This window comes from Methanovulcanius yangii (assembly GCF_018687785.1).
GTDB lineage: Archaea > Halobacteriota > Methanomicrobia > Methanomicrobiales > Methanomicrobiaceae > Methanovulcanius > Methanovulcanius yangii.
Map to the genome: position 1 here is coordinate 2,068,284 of NZ_LTBL01000001.1, position 21,681 is coordinate 2,089,964.

Genomic DNA, 21,681 nt, shown 5'->3' on the forward strand with positions numbered 1-21,681 from the left:
AATGCTGGACTGGTACGCAAAGAAGATGATCGTCGGCATCGGCAACCCGCTCTATACGGATGACGGGTTCGGACCGGCGGTGATCGAGGAGCTCAAGAAGCTTGCCCTCCCCGGTGACCTCAAGGTCATCGATGCGGGGCTTGCAGGGCCGCATTTCCTCTTCACGCTCGTGGCGCAGGCCGAAACACCCGTCGATACAATGGTGATGATTGACATCCTCGACTTCGGCGGAGAGCCCGGCCAGCTGACGAGAGTGACACCGGACTTCCTGACGGAAGGCGCGAAGGAGCGGTACCTCGACCCCCATTCATGGGGTGGACTCAAGGAACCTCTTGAGGAGCTTTCGAAGCGGACGAAGGTCGTCATCATCGGCTGCCAGCCGGAGAGCATTGAGTTGTCGGATATCGGAAACGAGTCCGATGACGTCGGGTTCTGGCTCACTGAGAACGTGAAGAAGGCCATTCCGAAGGCGGTGCAGCGTGCACTCGCCGAAGTAGGGGTGGATTATGGGACTACTATCATATCTGAAGGAGATCTTCACGGGGAAGCAGGAAGCGCCTGAGGCACCTGTCGCTCCTGCCGCACCCGCAGCACCGACGAAAGTCGAGGTGCCGCAGCCGGCTGAAGCGAAGCCTGCTCAGACCCCCGCAGATGTGAAGGTTGAACAAAAACCTGAAGAAACAATAAAGGAGGAATTGCCTGTGGCAGATAAAATTACGATTGGACACGTCCACATGTCCGGATGTACCGGATGTCTCGTGTCCCTCGCAGACAACTACGAAGGTCTGTTTGCGCTCCTGGACAACTACGCAGACCTTGTCTACTGCCTGACCCTCGCAGACGTTCGTGACATCCCGAAGATGGATGTTGCACTCGTCGAGGGTTCGGTCTGTATCAACGACCACCACTCGGTGGAAGACATCAAGAAAGCACGTGAGAACGCAACCATCGTCGTGGCACTCGGCGGCTGTGCGGCATACGGCAACATCACCCGGTTCGCCCGTGGCGGCCAGTGGAACCAGCCCCAGCACGAGAGCTACCTGCCGATCGGCGATCTCATCGACGTCGACCTGTATCTTCCTGCATGCCCGCCGTCCAAGGAGTCCATCAGGAATGTCGCAGTGATGGCATACCTGCTCCTGAAGGGAACCGACGAGCAGAAGGAGCTTGCAGCAGCTTACTTAAAGCCCCTCATGGACCTCGCCGCCCGCGGCACCGAGGCCTGTGGCTGCGACCTTATCTACGACGTGATCAACCAGGGCCTCTGCATGGGCTGTGGTACCTGTGCCGCATCCTGTCCGGTCCGTGCCGTTGAAATGGTATATGGCAAGCCCCAGGTCGACCGCGACCTCTGCATCAAATGTGGAGCATGCTATACCCAGTGTCCGCGCAGCTTCTTCAACTTCGACGTGATCAACCAGTTCGAGGCGATCGGCGAAGCAATTGACGCTGCAATGGGCAAGGGAGGTGAGTAACATGGTTCTTGGTTCTTATAAGACAGCAATTTGCGCCCGCGCAGCAGACCCGGGCATCCTCGCAAAGTCGCAGGATGGCGGCATCGTCACGCAGCTCTTCGCGTTTGCACTCGAAGAGGGCATCATCGACGGTGCAATTGTTGCAGGACAGGGCGAACAGCCGTTCCAGCCCGAGCCGATCGTCGCAACCACGGTGGACGAACTTCTCGAAGCCCGTGGAACCCGCTACACGATCAGCCCGAACATGTCACTGATCAAGGAAGCAACCCGCTCCTACGGTCTTGACAAGGTCGGTATCGTCGGTACCCCCGTGCCAGATTCAGGCACTCAGAAAGGCACAGCTCTACCCGGTCGGCATGCGTGCCGTCCCCGACAAGATCGCGCTCGCACTCGGTATCTTCTGTATGGAGAACTTCCCGTACCAGGGTCTTGAGACCATGGTCGAGGACCTCTGCAACGTGAAGATGGAGTCGGCAACGAAGATGGACATCGGCAAGGGCAAGTTCTCGGTCTACACCGAGCGCGGCGCCGTCTCGCAGATCCCGCTCAAGCTCACCCACAAGTTCGAGCAGGGCGGCTGCCACGTCTGTCTGGACTACGTTGCAAACCTCGCGGATGTCTCCACCGGCTCCGTCGGCACCCCCGACGGCTGGTCGACGGTCTTCGTCCGCACAAAGGTCGGAGAGGATGTCTGGAGCAAGGCAATCGCTGCAGGGTACTTCGAGACGAAGGACATTGCAGATGTGAAGCCGGGCCTGGATCTTGTGACCAAACTCGCAAACGAGAAGATCACAAAGAACCAGAAGACCCTCGAGGAACGTGCATCCTTTGGCGTGAACAAGGGACTGCGCAACCCGTACCTCTAAATCCCTTTTTTTTCTTTGGCCCCATTTCTCAAAAGCAGACCGCGACAGCGAAGCGCATCCTTCAAACCGTCCGGCAACCCGGCACCCCCCCGGCCTGCACGGCTCCTATGAAACCCTTCCGGTGAAAACAGCAAATTATATCTCTGAATCCGGTTTTTTCTCTGTAAAGGGGCGTGGAATATGGTGCAGCCGGATTTTACGAGTGCAGAACGAAAATATCAGGAACTTCGCCGCAAACGCAGGGCAGGGAAGATCGGCGCGGCAGTCTACCGTGATCAGGTGAACGGGCTGCGGGTGCAGGACGAGAACGGGGTATGGTGGCAGCCGGACCCGGACCGGGAGGGGTGGCTCGCATGGAACGGGACGGCGTGGGCTCCCTCCGTCCCGCCTGCCCTTTCTGCGGTGGCGAAGACGGCGCCGGCAGCGAAGCCTGCCGCCCCCCCGAAGACGGGCAAGGCCACAAAGACACCCGCCTCGCCGCCTGCGTCGAAGACGCCGAAGACGCCGAAGACCTCCCCCCGCCCTGCGGCAACGAAAGCGCCGGCGGCGAAGGCTCCGGCGAAGAAGCGGTCGCAGCAGTTCTGGGACCGCTTCGCCATCATGGGCGGGGTCGTGGCGGCCATCATCTGGTTCCTCTACTCGAGCATCCGGGGGGTCACGGTCGAGGGCATCGACTGGATCACGCCGATCATCATGATCGGGATGCCGGTCATGCTCGCGAAGTACCGCAAGGAGATCGATATCCGGCTTCTCCCACTCCAGCCCCACCGGCAGAAGCTCTCGAAGCCTGCGATCTTCGTCCTCGGCATCGCGGCCCCGATCGTGGTCGCCTTCGTCCTCTACAACATCCTCGGGATCGAGGAGTACACGCTCCTGCACCTGAATCTTATCGTAGGGCCCCTTCTCGCCTACGCGATCATGCGCACGCCGGTGGTGGATGAGGATCAGATGATGCAGAAGAAGGGCAACCGGGGCGTCGTGGTGGGGGCGATTGTCCTCGCCTGCCTCCTCTTCGTGGTGCCCGCCGTGGCCCACGACTGCCTGGACGACCCGCTCAACGCGAACGACTGCCTGAGAACCGACGGGACCGCACAGGTGATCTCCGGCGGGGCGTCGCTCATCCTCACCGTACTCATCAACGGCCCGATCTTCCTGCAGGGTCTCTCCGGCGGCGGGACGGCCGTTGGAGGCAGCGGTGGCGGAGCGGGCCCCGGTGCCGGGAGCGGGGGAGAGGTCATCCCCGGCGCATGGCACCCGGACGGCACGCCGTGGACCGAGGAGGACGAACGTGCCCTCGAGGCCGACCGGCAGCGGTGGTACGACGAGCGTGCCGATGAATGGCAGTCCGATCTCGACCGACGGCGGCAGGAGGAGGGACTGGTCTATGACGAGCGGACGGACTCATGGTTCAGGCCGCCGATCAAGGTGGACCGCATCGACCACACCGCCCTCACCCTGCGGGACGCGGACTTCGACCCCGCGGAAGCGTGGTCGGCGACGCAGGACGGCAATGTGCCCCATGCCTTCGATGTGGAGATCGGGGGCTCGAAGTTCCAGCTCGACGGCGGGATGCTCACGATCGACGGGAACTACGCCGAGCCGTTCTCGGACCTCATCGCCAACATCGACTCCTACAATATCGAAAAGCACCGCCTGCAGGCGCTCGACCGCCTCTACGACGACCAGCTGGACCAGTACCGCAATCTCGACCGGCTCCTCGACGATGCGAAGTCCGACCCCACGAAGGAGCACCTGATCAAATATCTCGAGGACCAGCGAAGTAATCTCAAGCACAATATCGCCGACATCCAGATCGCCCGCGACAACTCGTCGCAGAACCTCCAGATACAGGCGGACCGGATCGTCTCCCGCGGCGTGAAGGCGACCCTGGAAGTGGGCGGTTCGGTGGGCCTGGACGCGGGCATCGGGAAAAACGTCGCGGATGCCGGGCGGATGGGCAACAACCTGATACAGAACTACGACCAGGGCAACCTCCCCGGCCAGCGGGGCACGTTTAGGATGGACGCCCCGGACGCGGACGGCGCCCGCCACGTGCGCCCGACGGGGGATGTCGGCGGCGGCACCCCGCGGCCGGACGTGGATGTGGACGTCCCTGCGGGCGGCGGTAGGCCGTCCGTCGACCTCGATGCGGGCGCAGGCGGCTCGCCGGACGCCCCGGAGGCGCCGGATGGCGGCGTGCGGCCCGAGGCGGAGGGTGGCACGAGACCCGGCGAGGGTGATACGGGACGTGCCGGGGACGCCGACGCCGGTCGGCCCGATGCAGGGACATCGCCGGATGCGGACGGTGGACGACCGGATATGGATGGTACCCGGCCGGATGCCGATGCAGACGCGGGCAGGCCCGCCGGGGATGCCGATGGCGGCGGCGAAGGACGGGGCGGTGCCCCCGAGACCGACCGTGCCGGGGGAGCACCGGATGCCGAGAGCCGTCCGGATGCAGACGGTACCCGGCCCGACGCCGCGGCGGACTCCGATGCCGGGCGCCCGTCGGCGGACGCCCCCGCCCCCGACGAGGGGTCGCGGCCCCTCGACTGGGAGGACGGCCAGCGGGGCGGGACGAACGACCTGCACCCCGAGGGCACCGACGAGGCGGCCCACCGGCAGTGGCAGCAGAACGTGGAGAACGGGCGCAAAACGACCCGCGAGATGATGGACGCCGTCGAGAGCGGGGACCAGACGCGGATGCGGGACGGCGCAAAGGACGTGATGCAGGACTACCAGTCGAGAAACATCATCAAGGAGGCGCCGCCCGACGTCCAGCGGCCGATCGTCGAGCAGATCGACGCCGTCAACCGCGACATCGACAACCAGTGGGTGAAGAACATGAACGACAACGGCGTCCGGTGGGAGAACCCCGACGGGACGACCCGGCCGGTGACGACCGACGATGTGATGGACTTCCGCGGCACCTCGGACGACCCGAAGATCAACATCGACCGCGACGTGGGCTGGGACTCCTCCCGCGGGCGGCCCGTCGACCCCGACGGCCGGGCGCTCACCCCCGAGCGGGGGCAGGAGCTCTACAACCAGGCGGCGCAGTCGCAGGGCGTCGATGCGGAGCGGGCGCTGCACACCGTCACCGGCCCCTCGGAGGGGTCCCTGCAGGTGGAGGCCTACCGCGTCCGCGACGGGATGGACGTCCCCGAGTATCTGGACCCCGACACCGTGCGGACATGGGACGGGGCCGAGGCCCGCCACGCCGCCGATATCGAGAGCGTCAAGGCGTCCGATGCGGTGAACCGCCTCGGCGACGTCGACGGCACGCAGGAGGCCTGCCGCGGGACGGTGAAGGGCTTCGACCGCTACCGCCCGATCTACGAGGAGGGCGGGGCGGCCCTTACCCCCCGGCAGGAGGACGTGCTCACGGTCGCAAACGAGGTGGGCAGCGGCCGGATGTCGCCCGCCGAGGCCGACGCCCTCCTGCAGAGCAACCACAACATCAGCCTGAACGACGGCCTCAAGGAGATCAACCAGCTCCACGAGGCGGCGGGGGTCCTGAAGAAGTGATCGCCGTGACAGGGAGGATGTGAAATGGCGTTTTGCCCGAACTGCGGGAAGAAGGTCGGAGAGGATGCCCGCTTCTGCGAGCGGTGCGGAACGAACCTTCTGACCGGCGGGACGGAGGAGGCGGCCGCGGCAGCACCGGCCCCCCCTGCGTCCCCATCGACGTCTCCGCCTCCTCCTCCGCCCCCGCCACCCCCGCCGCTGGGTGGTGCGGGTGGGGCCAAAGGTTCCGGACCCGGCACCGGGCGGAGGGATGCAGCGAAGATAACTCCGTCATCCTCTTTAGCCCCACCACCTCCTCCGCCACCCCCGGCTCCCCCGGCGGAGGCGCCATCCGCAGGGGCACCGCCAAAGGACGGCAAAAAAACGGGGATGACCCGGATGGCGGCGGGTATCGTCTTTGTGCTCCTGACGGTCATCTTCGCCGTCATGGGAATGGGCGGCCTGCCGTCCTATGGTTCCGGGGATGGCACCGGTGCGGGGGGAGAGGCCACCTGGTCCCCCACCGCCGTCCCGACCACCGCGGCGGCCTCCGCGGCCACGCCCGCCCCGGTCCGCTCGGACCTCGCCCGTCTCGACGTCACGGCGAATGTCGACAGTTTCGAGGTGGAGCTTTTGGGCGGCAGCAGGGCGGATGATATCGTGGCAATCGAGATCGCGGTGAGCGACAACTACGGGCGCCATGTCGTCTCGTGGCAGTACCCGTTCATCGGGGAACGGTTCTATCTCCCGCTGGAGATGTACGGCGGCAGCCTCTACGGCACCCGGTATCTCCGCTGCGAGGCGGTGTTTGGAAACGGCGACCGCGAGGTCGTCTTTGCCCAGTATTATACGTAAGGATTATTCGTCGGGACTGCTCTTTTTCGCCGGTGAAAAGATGGGGGGTCACCCTCTGAATTATTTTTATGTCGTCATTCAGGAGCAGCCGAAGATGTTGCCGCAGGAATCGGTGTAGAGGAAATATTCATCCGCCGCCATCGCGAGTGCCGCCAGAATCATCCCGGCGCCGATGGCAATCGCGACCGCGGAGACGAAGTAGAGAAAGATGCTGACCCAGCTGAAGTTCACGAAGCCGATCTCGCCCTTGTTCATCCGGGTCGCCGTGTGGTAGGCGTCCCAGATGGTATAGAGGTAGACGACGCCTGCGAGGAGGATGAAGGGGTAGCCCGGCAGGGAGAGGAGCGTTATCCCGAGGTAGAGAAGCACTCCCTTCAGGAGGGCGCCGTTGTAGGTCTGGCCGAGGCCGGGGAAGAGGATCGAGGCGATGATGGCCATTGCGACGCTCTTTTTCGGGGCGCCTCCGGCAGGAGTGGCAGGGGCGGCTGCAGGGGACGGGGGAACGGTGTCCGCCGCCGGGGGAATTTCCGGTTCGGCAGGGGCAGGTGTAGGTGCCCCCCTGGCGGGCGGAGCGGCGGCCTGCGGCCCCGGTGCGGGCGTATCCTCGTCCCCGAGGGAATAGCCGCAGAAGGAACAGTACTGTGCGGATTCGTCATTGAGGGTCTTGCATGCCGGGCATTTTTTCATCCGATGCCTCCTTGCCCGTACATCGGCACCCAGTCGTGAAATACTTTCTTAAGATGGGTTTGGGGGGGGGATGGGGGCTGGGAAGGCATGTTCCCGCAGCATTTTGATACCTTTATTAGCCTCTCCAAGAAAAATCCCCTTACTGTTCATGAACTTGAAATTTTGGGGTCTCGTTGGAGTCATGGTTGTTGTCGTGCTGGGTGCGGCATGTGTCGATATGCCGGGAGAGGGCGCCCCGCAGGTCGTCGTCTACACCTCGGTCGATCAGGTCTACGCCGCACCGGTGCTCGCGGCCTTCGAGGAGCAGTCCGGCATCGATGTACTCCCGGTCTACGACGTCGAGGCGACAAAGACGACCGGTCTCGTCCAGCGGCTCATCGCCGAAAAAGAGTACCCGCAGGCGGATGTGTTCTGGAACGGCGAGGTGATGCAGACGGTGCTCCTGAAAGAAGATGGGGTCCTTGCCCCGTACTCCTCCCCAGCGGCGGCGGACATACCGGCAGGATTCGTGGATGCCGACGGGTACTTCACCGGCACCTGCGGTCGTGCACGGGTCATCCTCGTCAATACCGACCGCCTTGCACCGAAGGAGTACCCCACCTCGGTGATGGACCTTGTGAACCCGGATTATGAGGCAGACGATATCGGTCTTGCCGTCCCGGTCTTCGGAACCACCTCGACCCACGCCGCCGCCCTCTATGCCGCCCTCGGCGAGGAGGACGCCCGGGCCTATTACGAAGAGGTGGCAGACCGGCACGTCCGCATCGTCGACGGAAACTCGGTCGTCCGCGACCTCGTCGCGGCAGGTGACCTCGCCTGGGGCATGACCGACACCGACGATGCCTCCCGTGCCGTGGAGGACGGCCTGCCGGTCGCAATCATCGTCCCCGACCAGGAGGAGGGCGGGCTCGGCACCCTCGTCATCCCCACCACGGTCGCCCTCGTTGCCGGGGGGCCGAACCCGTCGGAGGGGCAGGTCCTCTATGACTATCTCGTCTCGGCGCAGACCGAACAGATGCTCGCGGATATCGGCTGGTGCCAGATTGGCGCCCGGAGCGGCACCGTATTTCCCGAAGGGGAGGGATTTTCCGGTGTCCGGTGCATGAACGTGACGGCGGATGCCATCTATGGGAACCTGAGCACCTCACGGGCGGACTGCACTGCTCTCTTTATCCGGTAGGGTGGTAGGGTGGCGATGAGCGGCGGTGGAACACGACGAACGACGGCCTTTGCCGGCAGGGTGCTACCGGCGGCTCTCGTCGGGATATTTCTTCTCGTTGCCTACGGGCCCCTCGCCGCCGTTGCGGCGGACGCCTGTGGCCTCCTCTCCGGTTCAGGCGCTGCCGCCCTTCTGGCCATTCCCACGGGGCGTCACCTCACCCTCTTCCTCCAGTCGCTCCTTCTCGCGGTGGCGGTGGCGGTGGCGGGGACCGCAACAGGGTGGTGTGCGGCAACGCTCTTCTGGCGCTGGACAGAGGGCCCGCTCTCCCTCCTGCGCTGGTCGTTTCTGGCCTTTGTCCTCGTGCCTCCCTATCTCTGGGCGCAGGCATGGCTTGGTCTGGCCCTCGTGGCGGGCGACGCCGTCGGGGTGACCGGCATCGCATTTACGTGGGGATGGCTCTTCTCGTTCTGGGTCCAGTACGCCTCTCTCCTCCCTCTTGCAACCGGCATCTGCCTTGTCGGCCTCTGTATCACGGACACCTCCGCCATCGAGGCGGCACGCCTCTTTCTCGGGGACAGGAGGGCGCGTGCCAGGGTCGTCCTTCCCCTGACGGCACCGGCCGCCGGGGCGTCGGCTGCCCTCCTCTTCCTCCTCTCCATCACCGATTACAGCGTTCCGTCGCTCTTCTCGGTGAATGTCTATGCCCTTGAGATCTTTGCCGAGTATGCGGCCACCAACAGCGCCGGGCGGGCCTTCCTCCTCGCCTGTCCCCTGATGGCCGTCACGGTGGCGGTGATGTACCTCCTGCAGGGGCGGCTTCGCCGCCTCGTCCATGCCGCCGATCCCGGGGCACGCAGTCTTGCCATTCCCCTCACCTGCTCCCGGGCGTTTTCGGGAGTGCAATGGGTATCCTGCGTGATGCTCGCAGGACAGTGCGCCGTCCTCATGGTGATGCTTGCATTCGGATGGGTGGCAGGTTCGCATGCCGGGGGGTTTGCCGGGTTTGCCCTCCCCGCCATGACGACGAGTGTGCTTCTCTCGTGTGCGGCGGCTCTCTGTGCCCTTCCCCTTGCCTACCCCCTTGCAGCCCGGATGAACACGGATCGTACGGGGGTCTGGTGGCTGGTGGTGTTGGGCCCTCTCGCGGTGCCCGCGGCCCTCGTGGGCGTCGGAACGATCGGACTTGCATCGGGCGCCGCCGGGGTGCTCTACGGCACGTGGGTGCTTCCCATCGCAGCCCTCCTGGCACGGTTCGTCCCCGTCGCCGCACTTCTCCTTCTCGTCCAGCTCCGCCGCGTGCCCCCGCTCCTCTTCGAGGCGGCGTCGGTCTTCGAACCCGGCCCCATGGACGGCTGGGTCCGTGTCAGGCTCTTCCTCCTCGGCCCCGGCATCATTGCCGCGGGGATGGTGGTCTTTGCGCTCTGTGCCGGGGAGCTGGGGGCGACCCTTCTCCTTCTTCCCCCGGGGGCGGAGACCGTCACCGTCCTGATGTACAACTATCTCCATTACGGATCTTCGGGGGATGTGGCGGTGCTGGGGGCGTGCATGCTTCTTTTCATGCTCGGTGCCGGAGCGGTGGCCCTTGCCATGATGCGGGGGAAAAATGGGGGGCACCACCGTGGAACCTTCGGGTCATGCCTGCGGGGTGGTGTCCGTGATTGAGTGCCGGGGGCTTGCAAAGGCATACGGCTGCGTCCCGGCGGTGAAGGATGTAACGGTGACCTTTGCCGGGGACGCCGTCATCATGGGCCCGTCGGGGAGCGGCAAGAGCAGTCTTCTCCGTCTGATTGCAGGCCTCGAGATTCCCGATACGGGCACGGTGGCCATAGGCGGCACCGTCATGAGCACGCCGGAACGGGTGGTGCCGGCCGGTGACCGGGGCATCGCCGTGGCCTTCCAGTCCCCGGCCCTCTGGCCCCATATGACGGTGGAGGAGCACCTCAGGTTCGCCGCAGGCCCGTGCCCCGAAGGGAAGGAGGCCAGGATACGGGACCTCCTGGAAAGGAGCGGCCTCTCTTCCCTTGCGGGCCGGAGACCCGGGGAGATCTCCGGAGGGGAGGCCCGCCGGGTCGCCCTCTGCCGGGCGCTCGTCGCCGCCCGGCCCGTCCTCCTCCTCGACGAGCCGGTCCAGAACCTCCCCGGGGAGATGCGGGATGCGATGATCGGACTCGTCCGGGACTACGCCCGCCGGGACGAAAGCCAGCTCATCTGGGTGACCCATGACGCGGCCGAGGCCCGGTGCGTCGGGGCCCCGGTCTGGCGGATGGAGGACGGCAGGCTTGCCGCCCCGCCGGAGAACCCCGGCGGTGGGCAGTACACCGATCCTGACGGTGACGGGGGTGGCGACCGATGAACGATTCGTCCGCCGACCGTTCAGGGACACGGCTCTCTCCCCTCCTGCAGGGAGCGGTCGCGCTTGCCGGCGTCGTCATGGTGATCGCCCTCATCATCGCGGTTCCCCTCATCATCCAGGAAGAGACCCTCCCGGAGGGGATTGTAATCCTCCGCCCACCCTCGGAGGTCTCCGCCCTGTACATCGGGGCGGACGCGGTCTGGACCGGCGGGGCCGACGGCCTCCTCCTCTTCGACCGGGCGACCACGGCCTCTCTCCCCCTCCCGGCGGGAGCGCCGGTATTCGGGCACGTACGTGCCATCACGGGTACCGGTGACGGCGGCGTCTTGATCGCCCACGACCGCGGCATCGCCCGGTACGCAGGCGGCGTGTGGGACGCCTCGCCGGACGACCCGCCGTTCGGGCGTGCACTCGCGCTCGCCGCCGCCCCCGACGGGAGCATCCTTGCCGGCACGGCGGACGGCATCTGGCGGCACGAAACGGAGGCATGGGTCCGGGAGGCGGACCTCGGTGCCTTCGGGCTGCAGGACTGCGAGGTGCTGATGATCGACAGCCGCGGGTGGATATGGGCCGGGTGTGCAGACCCGACGGCGGGCGGCATCCTCGTCCGCCGCGACGGTGCATGGGAGCGGGCCGGAGCGGCCTCCCTCCCCCACCCGGTGGTCCGCGGTCTTGTCGAGGACGCCTCCGGTGAGGTCTGGGCGGCGACCGGGTTTGCGAGCCGCGGCGGTGCGGCGGTCTTTGACGGGACGACGGTCGCCGCGACCTACACGACGGAGGACGGACTTGCCGGGGGTGCCACCCGGACCGTCTTCGAAGACAGCGGGGGACGGATGTGGGTCGCCTCCGAGTACGACGGCGTCGCCGTCCTGCGCCCGGACGGCAGCTGGCAGTACCTCGATCGCGGCTGCGGGGTCGCGGGGGACGAGGTGAAGGCCATCGTCGAGGATGCGGACGGCAGGCTCTGGATCGGAACGGATCTTGGCCTTACCGTCGCGGACGGGTTCGACCGCTTTCCGGTCCGCACGGTACAGCCGTGAGGCCTACCCCTGGAAAAAACGAAAAAATTTGCGAATACGGGGCTACACGGCCCTGTCTCTTTTCAGGCCTGGTGGTCCAGCTCGTACCCCTTGACTTCGCCAACAAGCTCCGCTGCGATGGCTCCGCCAATGACGGACGGAATGAGATAGAAGAGGAAGATCTCGCCGATGACGACCGCGGGGGAGACTCCCTCGAGGAAAGCCGGGTCTTTGAGGGATATGACCATGACGGCGGTAACGGTGGAGACGACCGCGACCACGCTTCCCATGATGACGCCGACCTTCCCGAACCGGCGGAACCGTCCCCACGAGACGAGCCGGTGGTAGTAGTTCGTGAGCTCCGAACTCCCGATGAGACCTCCCACAAATGCGGTCCCCAGCGGATAGAGGACGGCGACTGCTCCGGGGTCTACTGGTCCGAAGAGGAGGAGGCCGAGGTTGAGCGAACAGGTCACGATGATGCCGAGGATGATACGTCCTGCCATGGGATTCCTTAAATGAACTGAATCGGCGGGATTTATAATGGTTTTTGAATTGTGTGGGGAGAGTGCCGGAAAAGTCTCCGGGCCATGCATGCTGTTTTCGTTCCGGTGGTCATGCCCGGGGCGGCACTTATTTAGGAACCCGGCAAGAGTATATGGGAGCTGGTTCTTATGTTGTGTCCGAAATGCGGAACGGAGGTTCCGAACGGCTCGTTTTTCTGCGCCGAGTGCGGGGCGGACATCGTCCCTGCGGGCGACGGGGATGCGGTAGAGGATGCCTGCCGGACGGTCTTTGAGCAGGATGCGTCCCGGCGCGATGATGCCGAATGGTCCGTGGTTGCGGGTGGTGATGAAGGTTACGAGGGCGGCGAATACGACGGCAGGAGCGATACAGCCGACCTGAACCACGACATGCTGCAGGAGGCGGATGGTGGCGAGGCCACGGCGGCCGCGGAGGCCGACTGGTGGGAGGCCCACTTCGGCGGCGGAGCCGTGGTGGAAGAGGAGAGGCCGCCGTACGATGCAGACGAAAGCGACGCCCCGGCCTCCTTCCCGTGGGATGAACCGGGGACGAGTGCCGGCGAGGGGGGCAGGGAGCGCTTCCCCCCCGACGATGGAACGCAGGATGAGGCGTATGATGCACAGGCCGCCGGCGTCGGCGCCGACCCCGACGAAGAGGACGCGTGCGATGGGGACGCGGGGGACATGGAACCGGTGGAAGCGCGGGAGAGCGAACCGGCGGACAAGCCCCTCCCCGCGGCGGAGGATGCGGGGGACGAGTGGTTCGATGAGGACTCCTCTCTCTTCGGGAGGGAACCCGGCGGCGATGTGCCGGAGCGGGATGATACCGGGGAGTCCGGGGATACGCCGGAAACCGCGGATACGACGGAAGAGGATGGGGCCTCCCTCTTTGCACCCGCTTCAAAGGACGACGGGAGGATACGTATCCACGAAGGGGGAATGAAGGGCCCCCGCCGCCGGGTCCCGATGCCCTACGACCCGATGGACGACCTCCTCGCCGATTCCGAATCCCCGGCGCACGAGGAGACCGCGGCAGCCGGGCGGCCGGCCCGGAGGGAGACGGGGCCTGCCACACCGCTCCCCCTTCCCCTCATCGCCGGGGTGGCGGCGGTCATCATCGTCGTCATCGCGGCGCTTCTCCTCCTCGGGGGAGGCATCGGCGGCGGGGACGCCGGTCCCGTGACGACGGACCTCCCGGCAGAGGCGGCCGCCGCCGCGGAGGCGCCGACCGCACAGGAGACGCCTGCCGAAGGAGTTGCTGCCCCGATGCCCGCCTTTACGGGCTCCATCGTCCTCCTCGTGACCCCGACCTTCGACGGGTACGAGGCGGTCGTCACCGGCGGGTCGCGTATCGGGGACGTTGAGATGATCACGGTCACGGTGGAGGACAAGGCCGGCGTCCACACGCTGGACTGGTACTACCCGTACAGGGGCGAGTCGTTCGTCCTGATGCGGGGGATGTACGGCGGCGCCCCTTCACAGGTCGAGCGGGTGACGGCCGAGGCCGTCTTTACGACCGGGGAAAAAGAGCTGATATGGGATGAGGAGTACTGAGGGGCCGGGCCCCCGCACTCTCCTCATGCTTTTTTGTACACGTCGACCGGGTCTATCTGGGCGTTGATCATCAGATCGAAGTCGATCGTATCGGGCCATCCCGCCCGGTTGAACATGTCCATGAAGCAGATGCCGACCACCTTTGCATCGTAGCCGCCGATCACGCCCTGCACCATCTCGGCGCTGACGGGTTCGTTCGGCATCGCAAGCCCGCCCATGATGACGACGACCTTCGGGTCGAGGGGCTCGGGGCCGTCGGCGGTCACCTGCATGCCCACATGCGGGACTTCCCGTACGATCTTCGCCTTCTCCTCGTCCAGTCGCGGGACGAAGACGTAGGTGAACGGCAGGTCGCGGGCGGCGTAGCAGAGGAGTTCGACGAAGGGCGTGCAGGTGCCGGGGCACCCGTAGAAGACGACCTGATCGGTGTCCATGATCCCCGACTGCACCATGAACTTCTTGAACGGCCGAAGAATGCCGGCAAGACTCTTGTCTGATTCAACCAGTTCCATAGGGGAAAGTGCACGCCGTCGACCTTAAAAATTCCCTTTGGCCCTGAGAAAGGAGATCCATTTTATTTTTGGGGGGCCAATCTTCAACCGTGACGGGGGAGAAGGCTGGGCGCAGGCTCTTCGGGGGAGCAGACCCCGGGGTGGAGGGATTCACCGGTCTCGAGGCGTCGATCATCCTGATAGCCTTCGTCATGGTTGCCGCGATCTTTGCGTTTACGGTCCTCGGAAGCGGCTATTTTTCGACGCAGAAGGCGCAGAAGACCGTCTATACGGGGGTCGAGCAGTCCACCTCCGCCCTCACGGTCGTGGGGGATGTCTACGGCATCGGTGAGGTGCGAGGAGAGATGACGAGGGTCCGCGTCACACTTGGTACCGCCGCGGGGGGGGAAGGGGTCGATCTGGAACGACTTTCAGTCACAGTGAACACGGAGGACTGGGTGGCGACCCTGCGGCAGGCCGACCCCCTCTCCACGCCCACGGCGGCGCCGGGTGAGTGGTGTGTCTGTGCCAAGACCGGGGACCCGGCACCACCGCTCTTCCTCTCGGCGGGCGATCAGGCGACCCTCATCGTCGTCCTCCCCGCCGGCGCAGGACTCTCCGGCGGCGAGCGCCTGACGATCGAGATCCTCTCCCCGGTGGGTGCACCGGTGACGATATCCCGGACGATCCCGCCCCTCGTCTCCACGGTCACGATCCTGACCTGAGGGAGGCGCCGGGAGCGGGCGAACGGGATGCCCGATGCCGGTGATGAGGCGGTGCGGGGATTAGGGCATATCATACAATAAAAGAGTGGGGAGTCTGCCGGGACTCCGGTCGGTGGCGGCCGGTCCTTTCAATACCACCGCTGCCCGAAGAGCGGCTCTTCATCAAACGGGACGATGCGCTTCGCCTCGACGCTGTAGGGGATATCCACGTGGGTGCGGATGGCATCCTCCATCCGCATCGATGCAGAGGAGATCGCCTCCTCGCGGGAATTGGCACCCCTGACCCGCATCTTGACGGTCATCGTCACCATCCATCCTTCATCCATTGGTTGTGTGTCACCTCACCAAAGGCGGTACGGCACCTAATGCCCGTCATCACGGATAAAGGATACGGTCCCCCGCATGCCTGCCGGGGGGAGCGGTCCCGTATCCGGGCAGACGGGCCGTGGCGGCGGAAAAAGTGGCGTCTTCCTCCTCACGGGACGAAGATGGAGAGCATCTGCGGGAATGGACGGGAACGTCCGCTCATACCGGCACTCCTCCAAAGAACCGGGGAAGAACCGGGGAGGGAAGTGGTGGGATGAAAGAAGATACGGGCCGTGCCGGGCCCGGATGAAAACCATGCCGCGGCGTGACCGTGGATGTACCCCTGCAGGGAAATGCGGAAGGGCCGGCAAATTCGCATCCGCATGGCCGATATGGATTTTCTCCCCGGTGCTCCGGGGGAATGGTTTTATCCGATCGGGTGAGACTTCTTGTGCAATGAGAGTACTCCCGGAGGGCCATGACCGGCTCCTGATCGCCGTGATTGCGGTACTCGTCCTTGTCGTCGGCATCGTCTTTTTCCCCCTCATCAACGTCCTCGTCATCGCGGCCGCCTTCGCCACCGTCCTCGTGCCCTACCACCGCGTCCTCTCCCGCCATATCGCCCCCGGCCTCTCCTCGTTCGTCATCACCGCGGCCGTGATCATCGCCCTTGCCGCCGTCCTCGCCGTCTCCTTCGGGACGATCGCAGCCAATATCGGGTATATCCAGTACCTCTTCGACACCATCTTCGACTGGATGCTGGGGGACAGCGAGCTTGCGCAGCAGCTCTTTGCCGCGATCGACATACCGGGGATGATCGATGAGATCATTGCCAATATCAGCAGCAACATCGCCGCCATCCTCGGCCGGAGCGCCTACTTTGCGATCATGGCGATGATCCTCTTCCTCTTCCAGTATCTCCTCACCGTCTACGGGGAGGAGGTCTACGGGCAGGTCTGGTCGCGTATTCCCCTCCGTTCGCGTGCGGGGCTCGGCACCATCCGGGATACGGTCGTCGACACGCTCTACTCCCTCTTCATCGTCCATGTGGCGATCGCGGTGATCGTCTTTGTCGCCGCCATCCCCTTCTTCACCCTCCTCGGCTACGGGCACGTGATGTTCTGGGCGGTGAGCTGCGCCATCTTCGCCCTCATCCCGGTCTTCGGGCCGGTGATCATCATCGCGTTTCTCGCGGTCTACACGATTGCCATCGGGGATGTCCGGGGGCTCGCCCTCGTCGTCGTCCTCGGGTGGCCGCTTCTCTGCGCCATCCCCGACTGGTACCTCCGCCCCGTCCTGATGGGGAAGCGGTCGAAGATGAATGCGGTCCTCACCTTCATCGCCTTCTTCGGCGGTATCGCCATCCTCGGCATCCTCGGGTTCCTCTACGGCCCGCTCGCTCTTGCCGTGATCGTCGCCTCCTACCGGGTCCTGCTGGGGGAGTACCCCCCGGCGGCAGGAGGGGAGGAGACGGCGGGCGCCCCGGGCGGCGGACCGGCACCGCCCCTCTGAGGGCCATGGGGGCACCGCTTCCGCCTGCCCGGTGACGAGGTGATGCCAAAACGCCGGGCAGGCCCCGGCCTGCCTTTTTCCGTGCACCGGCAGGGGTTGCGCGGCCGGTTCGCACCCCGGATTTTTGTAAAAAAAAGAAATGTTCAGTGATGCCAGCGGGCCGTTTCGCCCGCGATATCCTTCTTCCAGATAGGAACGAACTCCTTGATGCGTTCGAGTATCCAGCGGCACCCCTCGAATCCCTCGGCGCGGTGGCCCGCTCCCACGACGATGACGACGATCGTCTCCCCGACCGGCAGAAGACCGGTGCGGTGGATGATGTCGACCGAGTGAAGGCCGAATGTCTCCGTCGCCCCGGCGGCGATCTCCTCGAGGTCCTTTGTGGCCATCTCGGCATGCGCCTCGAACTCGATGGCTTCGATGCCGTCGTCGCGAACCGTGCCAACGAAGACGACCTGCGCTCCCATGCTGTCCCTTCGTGATGCGGCTATCAATGCCGCGATGTCGATATCCTCTTCCTGTATGGCTATCATTCTCATTATCCTCCCGAGACGGGCGGGTAGATGACGACCTCGTCGCCCTCGGCAAGAACGCATTCCGCCCGCTCCTCCGGTGTGAGGCGCCTGCCGCCCACCATGACGAGGACGAAGTCTTTGATGCCGCCGTCCTCCTCGAAGAGGGTGTCCGCATGCCCCTTGCGGGCGACGAGCTCCCTGAGTGCGGCGGGCAGCGTCGCCGCCTCCTCCACGGTAAGTTCGTTTCTCTCGCCGAAGTCTTCTCTGAACCGTGCAAAGGCACGGATGGTAATGTTCATTGACTGGTATCCTCCGTCGTATACAGGTGGCTGCAGACCGGGCAGGCCGGTTCGCGGGGGGCCGGGAGCAGGTCGCAGGTGGCGTCGGCCCCGTTCCAGAGGAGGAGCCGGTCGGTGAGCAGTGTGCCGGTGCCGGTGAGGTACTTGATCACCTCGCCCGCCTGAATGCTCCCGATGACGCCCGCGGTAGCCCCGAGGGCCGGGAAGGTCTCCGTCGGGGGGTGGGCGGGGAAGATGCAGCGCAGGCAGGCCGAGACGCCGGGGATGACGGTCGTCGCCTGGCCGTAGCACCCGGCGATGGCCCCGTGCATCAGGGGGATTCCTTTCCGTACCGCGGCGGTGTTGAGCACATCGCGGACGGCAAAGTTGTCGAGGGCATCGACGACGGCATCCGCCCCCTCAAGAAGGGTGGCGGCGTTCTCCGCCGTGATCCGTTCCGCGACCGGGATCACCTCGATATCGCCGTTCAGGGCCCGGAGGCGCCGTGCGGCGCTCTCCACCTTTGCGGTCCCGATATCCGCGTCCCCGTGGAGGAACTGGCGGTTCAGGTTGGAGAGGGAGACGGTGTCGCAGTCGATGACGACGAGCCTCCCGATGCCGGCTGTTGCAAGGTACGTCGCCGCCGGCGACCCGAGGCCGCCTGCTCCCACGACGACCACCGTCGCGGCGCCGAGTGCCTCCTGCTTTTTGGTGCCGAAGATCATCTCCTGGCGGGCGTAGCGCCCTTCGCTCACCTGTTCCCTGGTTCCGTTCCCGGCAGGCATGGTTGTTTCCATTTTCTGGTTTGCAGGGCAGGTGCAATGAAGGTATTGAAAGCTTCCCCCCGCCCGGCATACGATTCAGATGAAGCAGTCGTCGGCCGTACGATAGGCCGTAAGAAGAGCCGCCGCCGCATCGTCGCCGAGGACGGCGGCTGTCATCCCGTAGAGCTCGGTGAAGTAGTCCTGACGGAGGCAGCAGAGGCTCTCCTCGCCGGCATCGATGAGGGCAAGGAGGTCTGCGAGCTCCTCTGCCGTCAGGCGCTCACACCGCCGGCGGAAATCGGCGGCGTCCGTCGCGTAGTGGTTGGCGACGGGGGGAAGAATCGAGCGGTAGGCCGTCCCCGATTCGCTGCAGTCCGCCCCTTCCCATTCGGGGGCGAGTTTTTTGAGAATGGTGATGTCCCGTGCGGATAGTGTTCGTGCCATCGTCGTCGGTCTCCTTGGTGCCGGGAAAAAAGAGGACAGGTGAGGATATATGCGTTGTGAGCCGGTCCGGACCTAGGACTGCCCGGTGGCAGCCAAAAACGGCGCCGGATATTCGACGGTGCCGGCAACCCCGATGAGGGCGTGCGGCTCGAGGGCGAGGACCATGAAGGTGGCCTCGGGGGCATCGAAGGGCGCGGTGATGCCGTGGTCCTGTGCCGGGACGAACCGGAACCGCGGATAGTAGCCGGCGGGGCCGAGGACGACGATGATCTTCTCGCCTTTCCTGTGGCAGCGGCGGATCCCCTCCTCGATGAGGGAGGTCCCGATGCCCTGCTTCTGGCGGTCGGGGAGCACTGCCACGGGGGCGAGCGCGATGGCGGGTATGCGGTCCCCGTCGGAGGAGACGATGGCGATCCTCGAGAAGAGGACATGGCCGACGATCGCACCGTCCTCCTCGGCGACGATGGAGAGGTCCGGGTCGAACTCCGGCGTCTCCCGCATTCTCTCGATGAGCCGCGCTTCGTTCGTCTGTCCGAATGCCTCGGTGTTGACCCGGGCGATGGCAGGGGCGTCGCCCGCCCCTTCTGATCGCAGGATGAGGTTCATGGAAGCGTCACCATGCCGCGAATTGTCATGGCAGTATCTTGGCGAGGGTCACGAAAACCTATTCGGTCGATGCCCCCGCCGCCTCCTCCATGCCGTCGCCGTTTCCTATCCGGCGGCCTTTGATGGTCTCGGTGCGGATATCCGTCGTCGCGTTCTCGATGGTGACGAGGGCCCGGCTGATCGTCTCGGTCCGCTTCTGGATGCGGGCGAGGATGGCGAGGAGGTCGAGGGCGACCTGCCGGTATTTTCCCGCCTCGCCCGCCTCCTTCGTGCGGATGTAGTCCTCCTGGAGGGTGTGGGCGACGGGGAAGATATCACGGTACGAACAGACGAAGACCCGTTCGCCCCGCCCGGCGGCGACGAGTTCGGGCGCGGCGTCGAGCACCCCTTCGGGAACCACGAGGATCGCATGGGCGGTGGTATTCGGGAGGTTCTGGTACTTCTGCACCCGGGCGATCTCCCGCTTCACCCGTGTTATGATCTCCTTTTTCAGCTGTTTCTGCCGGGCGGGGTCGTCCGTTTGTTCATACTCTTCGAGGACGTCCATCAGGTCGGGGAATTTCGAGTCGATGGGGATGTACCGGCCGTCCTCGAGGTTCCACGCAAACTCCACCTCGCCCGAGCCGGTCCGAAGCGGAGTTACCACGACGCCCGCCCGGATGCTCTCGGCAAGGGCCTGGCGCAGCCGCTCCTCGCCCATCGCCCCGCGGGTGGACGTGCCCGCCACCGCACGGGTGAACTGGCGGATCATCCGGTTCATGTCGGCGAGCTGGGCGTCGCGTTTCGACTCGATCTCCTCCCGTGCCTTCCCCTGCCCGGCGAGGAACTCCTCGTAGGAGGACTTCTGGGCCGTGTAGTAGTGGCGGGTCTCATCCATCCACTGCGACATCCGCTCCTCCCGCTCGGTATCGGATGTGCGGTGGCGGTCCTCCTGGCTGCCGAGGAGATCGCGTGTGTGGGTCAGGTGGTCCATGAGGCGGCGTTCCCGCTCCTCCTCGAACCGGGCCCGTTCCCGCTCGACCTCGCGGCGGGACGCCTCCATCGCTTCGAATCCTGCCCGGACCGCCGCGATCTCCGCTGCAAGGCTCCCGAAGGAGTCCCCTCCCCGCCAGGCCTGCCCGGCCCCGGCCCGTCTGCCGAGAAGATATCCGAGAACCACGCCTGCGGCGAGGGCGACGATGCCGGTCGCTGCAATGAGGAACAAATCTGCCATAGAGAGCGGTTTTTTGTTTCCCCTTCAAAAGGTTTCTGCGGGCGGGGAAAAAGTGGACGCTGTCCGGACGGGGGGAAAAGCTATACCTGAGTGTCGCCCCACAGGGGAGATATGTTGATCATCGGGCATCGCGGGGCACGCGCCCGCGAACCGGAGAACACGGTAAGAGGGGTACGGGCCGGCCTGCGTTGTGCGGACATGGCGGAGGTCGACGTCCGGCTGAGTGCCGACGGCGTTCCCGTCCTCATGCACGACCCGACGGTCGAACGGACCACCGGCGGGAGGGGGCATGTCCGGGCCCTCTCCTTTGCGGATCTCCGCACCCTCGACGCGGGCCGCGGGGAACGTGTCCCCACCCTCGATACGGTGCTTGCCGTTGCAGCCTCCTACCCGGGCAAGGGGCTTGTCATCGAGGTGAAGGAGCCCTGCGCCGTCCCTGCCGTCGCGGCGGCCCTCGGGCGGATACGGCCGGACCGCCTCATCGTCACCTCGTTTCATCCCCGGGCGCTCCGGCGTATCCGGCGGATTGCCCCGGACGCCCCCACCGGGCTCATCGTAAAGTCCGGGTACCGGGAGGCGTGCGAGGTCGCCGTCGAGGTGGGGGCGTCCGCCCTCTTTTACCTCGCCGGGGAGGACGACGGGGCCGTAGCCCTCGCCGCACGGGAGGCGGGGACGCCCCTCTTCTTCTGGACGGTGAACGACCCCGCCGGATGGGAACGTGCCGCCTCCCTCGGGGCCGCGGGCGTGGTGACCGACGATCCCTGCCCGGCGCACGAGTGGTTCGTGCGGTGGCAAATGAAGGTACTATAAAAAAAGAGGGCCTGT

23 protein-coding genes and 1 pseudogene are annotated in these 21,681 nt (G+C 65.4%); 14 read left to right on the forward strand and 10 right to left on the reverse strand.

The annotated features are described in order from the left end of the window. Position 1 precedes the first annotated feature (1 nt). The 5 genes and pseudogenes from frhD (at position 2) to AZH53_RS10245 (ending at position 6,703) form a co-directional block, all read left to right on the forward strand. On the forward strand, positions 2-562 hold the full coding sequence (gene frhD / locus AZH53_RS10225; RefSeq protein WP_319643421.1) for a coenzyme F420-reducing hydrogenase, FrhD protein: 561 nt from the start codon (positions 2-4) through the stop codon (positions 560-562). Then, on the forward strand, positions 507-1,475 hold the full coding sequence (frhG, locus tag AZH53_RS10230; RefSeq protein WP_319643422.1) for a coenzyme F420 hydrogenase subunit gamma: 969 nt from the start codon (positions 507-509) through the stop codon (positions 1,473-1,475). The genes frhD and frhG overlap by 56 nt, the downstream gene beginning before the upstream one ends. A gap of 1 nt (position 1,476) precedes the next feature. Further along, positions 1,477-2,341, forward strand: a pseudogene (gene frhB, locus AZH53_RS10235) (coenzyme F420 hydrogenase subunit beta). Between the two features lie 180 nt (positions 2,342-2,521). Further along, positions 2,522-5,869: a hypothetical protein gene (locus tag AZH53_RS10240; RefSeq protein WP_319643423.1), complete on the forward strand. Its 3,348-nt coding sequence runs from the start codon at positions 2,522-2,524 to the stop codon at positions 5,867-5,869. A 24-nt stretch (positions 5,870-5,893) separates the two neighbouring features. Then, positions 5,894-6,703, forward strand: a complete 810-nt coding sequence (locus AZH53_RS10245; RefSeq protein ID WP_319643424.1) for a zinc ribbon domain-containing protein — start codon at positions 5,894-5,896, stop codon at positions 6,701-6,703. A 78-nt stretch (positions 6,704-6,781) separates the two neighbouring features. On the opposite strand, the gene AZH53_RS10250 is transcribed toward AZH53_RS10245, so the two are convergent. After that, on the reverse strand, positions 6,782-7,390 hold the full coding sequence (locus AZH53_RS10250) for a hypothetical protein (RefSeq protein WP_319643425.1): 609 nt from the start codon (positions 7,388-7,390) through the stop codon (positions 6,782-6,784). 148 nt (positions 7,391-7,538) lie between these two features. Between AZH53_RS10250 and AZH53_RS10255 the strand changes: the two genes are divergently transcribed. From AZH53_RS10255 to AZH53_RS10270, 4 genes are read left to right on the forward strand one after another with little or no spacing between them, the layout of a single operon-like run. Then, on the forward strand, positions 7,539-8,570 hold the full coding sequence (locus AZH53_RS10255) for an extracellular solute-binding protein (protein WP_319643426.1): 1,032 nt from the start codon (positions 7,539-7,541) through the stop codon (positions 8,568-8,570). A gap of 15 nt (positions 8,571-8,585) precedes the next feature. Continuing rightward, on the forward strand, positions 8,586-10,214 hold the full coding sequence (locus tag AZH53_RS10260; RefSeq protein WP_319643427.1) for an ABC transporter permease: 1,629 nt from the start codon (positions 8,586-8,588) through the stop codon (positions 10,212-10,214). Beyond that, the gene (locus tag AZH53_RS10265; RefSeq protein WP_319643428.1) at positions 10,171-10,905 is read left to right on the forward strand and encodes an ATP-binding cassette domain-containing protein; all 735 of its coding nucleotides are present in this window, start codon (positions 10,171-10,173) and stop codon (positions 10,903-10,905) included. Before AZH53_RS10260 ends, AZH53_RS10265 begins: the two co-directional genes overlap by 44 nt. After that, complete coding sequence (locus AZH53_RS10270) at positions 10,902-11,945, forward strand: ligand-binding sensor domain-containing protein (protein WP_319643429.1); 1,044 nt, start codon at positions 10,902-10,904, stop codon at positions 11,943-11,945. Before AZH53_RS10265 ends, AZH53_RS10270 begins: the two co-directional genes overlap by 4 nt. Positions 11,946-12,007: 62 nt before the next feature. Here AZH53_RS10270 and AZH53_RS10275 read toward each other — a convergent pair whose 3' ends face one another. Next, a complete protein-coding gene (locus tag AZH53_RS10275) occupies positions 12,008-12,430 on the reverse strand; it encodes a hypothetical protein (protein WP_319643430.1) in 423 nt (140 codons plus the stop codon). A 168-nt stretch (positions 12,431-12,598) separates the two neighbouring features. On the opposite strand from AZH53_RS10275, the gene AZH53_RS10280 reads away from it, so the two are divergent. Next, positions 12,599-14,002, forward strand: a complete 1,404-nt coding sequence (locus AZH53_RS10280; RefSeq protein ID WP_319643431.1) for a hypothetical protein — start codon at positions 12,599-12,601, stop codon at positions 14,000-14,002. A 23-nt stretch (positions 14,003-14,025) separates the two neighbouring features. Here AZH53_RS10280 and AZH53_RS10285 read toward each other — a convergent pair whose 3' ends face one another. Then, positions 14,026-14,514: a DUF2124 family protein gene (locus AZH53_RS10285; protein WP_319643432.1), complete on the reverse strand. Its 489-nt coding sequence runs from the start codon at positions 14,512-14,514 to the stop codon at positions 14,026-14,028. Positions 14,515-14,603: 89 nt separating this feature from the next. Between AZH53_RS10285 and AZH53_RS10290 the strand changes: the two genes are divergently transcribed. Continuing rightward, a complete protein-coding gene (locus tag AZH53_RS10290) occupies positions 14,604-15,218 on the forward strand; it encodes a flagellin (protein WP_319643433.1) in 615 nt (204 codons plus the stop codon). Between the two features lie 128 nt (positions 15,219-15,346). Here the strand turns inward: AZH53_RS10290 and AZH53_RS10295 are convergent, their stop codons facing one another. After that, a complete protein-coding gene (locus AZH53_RS10295; RefSeq protein WP_319643434.1) occupies positions 15,347-15,544 on the reverse strand; it encodes a hypothetical protein in 198 nt (65 codons plus the stop codon). Positions 15,545-15,583: 39 nt separating this feature from the next. On the opposite strand from AZH53_RS10295, the gene AZH53_RS10300 reads away from it, so the two are divergent. Then, positions 15,584-15,802 carry a hypothetical protein gene (locus AZH53_RS10300; RefSeq protein WP_319643435.1) on the forward strand — a complete coding sequence of 73 codons (219 nt, stop codon included), beginning with the start codon at positions 15,584-15,586 and terminating at the stop codon, positions 15,800-15,802. Between the two features lie 178 nt (positions 15,803-15,980). After that, a complete protein-coding gene (locus AZH53_RS10305) occupies positions 15,981-17,036 on the forward strand; it encodes an AI-2E family transporter (RefSeq protein ID WP_319643436.1) in 1,056 nt (351 codons plus the stop codon). A 143-nt stretch (positions 17,037-17,179) separates the two neighbouring features. Here AZH53_RS10305 and AZH53_RS10310 read toward each other — a convergent pair whose 3' ends face one another. The 6 genes from AZH53_RS10310 to rmuC form a co-directional block, all read right to left on the reverse strand. Then, positions 17,180-17,569 (reverse strand): molybdenum cofactor biosynthesis protein MoaE, encoded by a 390-nt coding sequence (locus tag AZH53_RS10310; protein WP_319643437.1) that lies wholly within the window; start codon positions 17,567-17,569, stop codon positions 17,180-17,182. A 5-nt stretch (positions 17,570-17,574) separates the two neighbouring features. After that, on the reverse strand, positions 17,575-17,850 hold the full coding sequence (locus tag AZH53_RS10315) for a MoaD/ThiS family protein (protein WP_319643438.1): 276 nt from the start codon (positions 17,848-17,850) through the stop codon (positions 17,575-17,577). Further along, positions 17,847-18,626 carry a HesA/MoeB/ThiF family protein gene (locus AZH53_RS10320; protein ID WP_319643439.1) on the reverse strand — a complete coding sequence of 260 codons (780 nt, stop codon included), beginning with the start codon at positions 18,624-18,626 and terminating at the stop codon, positions 17,847-17,849. Before AZH53_RS10320 ends, AZH53_RS10315 begins: the two co-directional genes overlap by 4 nt. Positions 18,627-18,689: 63 nt before the next feature. After that, positions 18,690-19,037: a hypothetical protein gene (locus AZH53_RS10325; RefSeq protein WP_319643440.1), complete on the reverse strand. Its 348-nt coding sequence runs from the start codon at positions 19,035-19,037 to the stop codon at positions 18,690-18,692. A 72-nt stretch (positions 19,038-19,109) separates the two neighbouring features. Next, a complete protein-coding gene (locus AZH53_RS10330) occupies positions 19,110-19,643 on the reverse strand; it encodes a GNAT family N-acetyltransferase (protein ID WP_319643441.1) in 534 nt (177 codons plus the stop codon). Between the two features lie 58 nt (positions 19,644-19,701). Then, positions 19,702-20,856, reverse strand: a complete 1,155-nt coding sequence (gene rmuC, locus AZH53_RS10335) for a DNA recombination protein RmuC (protein WP_319643442.1) — start codon at positions 20,854-20,856, stop codon at positions 19,702-19,704. 111 nt (positions 20,857-20,967) lie between these two features. Between rmuC and AZH53_RS10340 the strand changes: the two genes are divergently transcribed. Next, positions 20,968-21,666 (forward strand): glycerophosphodiester phosphodiesterase, encoded by a 699-nt coding sequence (locus AZH53_RS10340; RefSeq protein WP_319643443.1) that lies wholly within the window; start codon positions 20,968-20,970, stop codon positions 21,664-21,666. Positions 21,667-21,681 lie beyond the last annotated feature (15 nt).

Bases quoted from the DNA above. Each gene is read 5' to 3' on its own strand.
- AZH53_RS10330 (WP_319643441.1), bottom strand. From the start codon at position 19,643: ATGAACCTCATCCTGCGATCAGAAGGGGCGGGCGACGCCCCTGCCATC.
- AZH53_RS10280 (WP_319643431.1), top strand. From the start codon at position 12,599: ATGTTGTGTCCGAAATGCGGAACGGAGGTTCCGAACGGCTCGTTTTTC.
- AZH53_RS10295 (WP_319643434.1), bottom strand. From the start codon at position 15,544: ATGGATGAAGGATGGATGGTGACGATGACCGTCAAGATGCGGGTCAGG.
- AZH53_RS10275 (WP_319643430.1), bottom strand. From the start codon at position 12,430: ATGGCAGGACGTATCATCCTCGGCATCATCGTGACCTGTTCGCTCAAC.
- AZH53_RS10285 (WP_319643432.1), bottom strand. From the start codon at position 14,514: ATGGAACTGGTTGAATCAGACAAGAGTCTTGCCGGCATTCTTCGGCCG.
- AZH53_RS10340 (WP_319643443.1), top strand. From the start codon at position 20,968: ATGTTGATCATCGGGCATCGCGGGGCACGCGCCCGCGAACCGGAGAAC.
- AZH53_RS10240 (WP_319643423.1), top strand. From the start codon at position 2,522: ATGGTGCAGCCGGATTTTACGAGTGCAGAACGAAAATATCAGGAACTT.
- AZH53_RS10320 (WP_319643439.1), bottom strand. From the start codon at position 18,626: ATGGAAACAACCATGCCTGCCGGGAACGGAACCAGGGAACAGGTGAGC.
- frhD (WP_319643421.1), top strand. From the start codon at position 2: ATGCTGGACTGGTACGCAAAGAAGATGATCGTCGGCATCGGCAACCCG.
- rmuC (WP_319643442.1), bottom strand. From the start codon at position 20,856: ATGGCAGATTTGTTCCTCATTGCAGCGACCGGCATCGTCGCCCTCGCC.
- AZH53_RS10270 (WP_319643429.1), top strand. From the start codon at position 10,902: ATGAACGATTCGTCCGCCGACCGTTCAGGGACACGGCTCTCTCCCCTC.
- AZH53_RS10315 (WP_319643438.1), bottom strand. From the start codon at position 17,850: ATGAACATTACCATCCGTGCCTTTGCACGGTTCAGAGAAGACTTCGGC.
- AZH53_RS10305 (WP_319643436.1), top strand. From the start codon at position 15,981: ATGAGAGTACTCCCGGAGGGCCATGACCGGCTCCTGATCGCCGTGATT.
- AZH53_RS10250 (WP_319643425.1), bottom strand. From the start codon at position 7,390: ATGAAAAAATGCCCGGCATGCAAGACCCTCAATGACGAATCCGCACAG.
- AZH53_RS10260 (WP_319643427.1), top strand. From the start codon at position 8,586: ATGAGCGGCGGTGGAACACGACGAACGACGGCCTTTGCCGGCAGGGTG.
- AZH53_RS10325 (WP_319643440.1), bottom strand. From the start codon at position 19,037: ATGGCACGAACACTATCCGCACGGGACATCACCATTCTCAAAAAACTC.
- AZH53_RS10245 (WP_319643424.1), top strand. From the start codon at position 5,894: ATGGCGTTTTGCCCGAACTGCGGGAAGAAGGTCGGAGAGGATGCCCGC.
- AZH53_RS10300 (WP_319643435.1), top strand. From the start codon at position 15,584: ATGCCCGTCATCACGGATAAAGGATACGGTCCCCCGCATGCCTGCCGG.
- AZH53_RS10255 (WP_319643426.1), top strand. From the start codon at position 7,539: ATGAACTTGAAATTTTGGGGTCTCGTTGGAGTCATGGTTGTTGTCGTG.
- AZH53_RS10310 (WP_319643437.1), bottom strand. From the start codon at position 17,569: ATGATAGCCATACAGGAAGAGGATATCGACATCGCGGCATTGATAGCC.
- frhG (WP_319643422.1), top strand. From the start codon at position 507: ATGGGACTACTATCATATCTGAAGGAGATCTTCACGGGGAAGCAGGAA.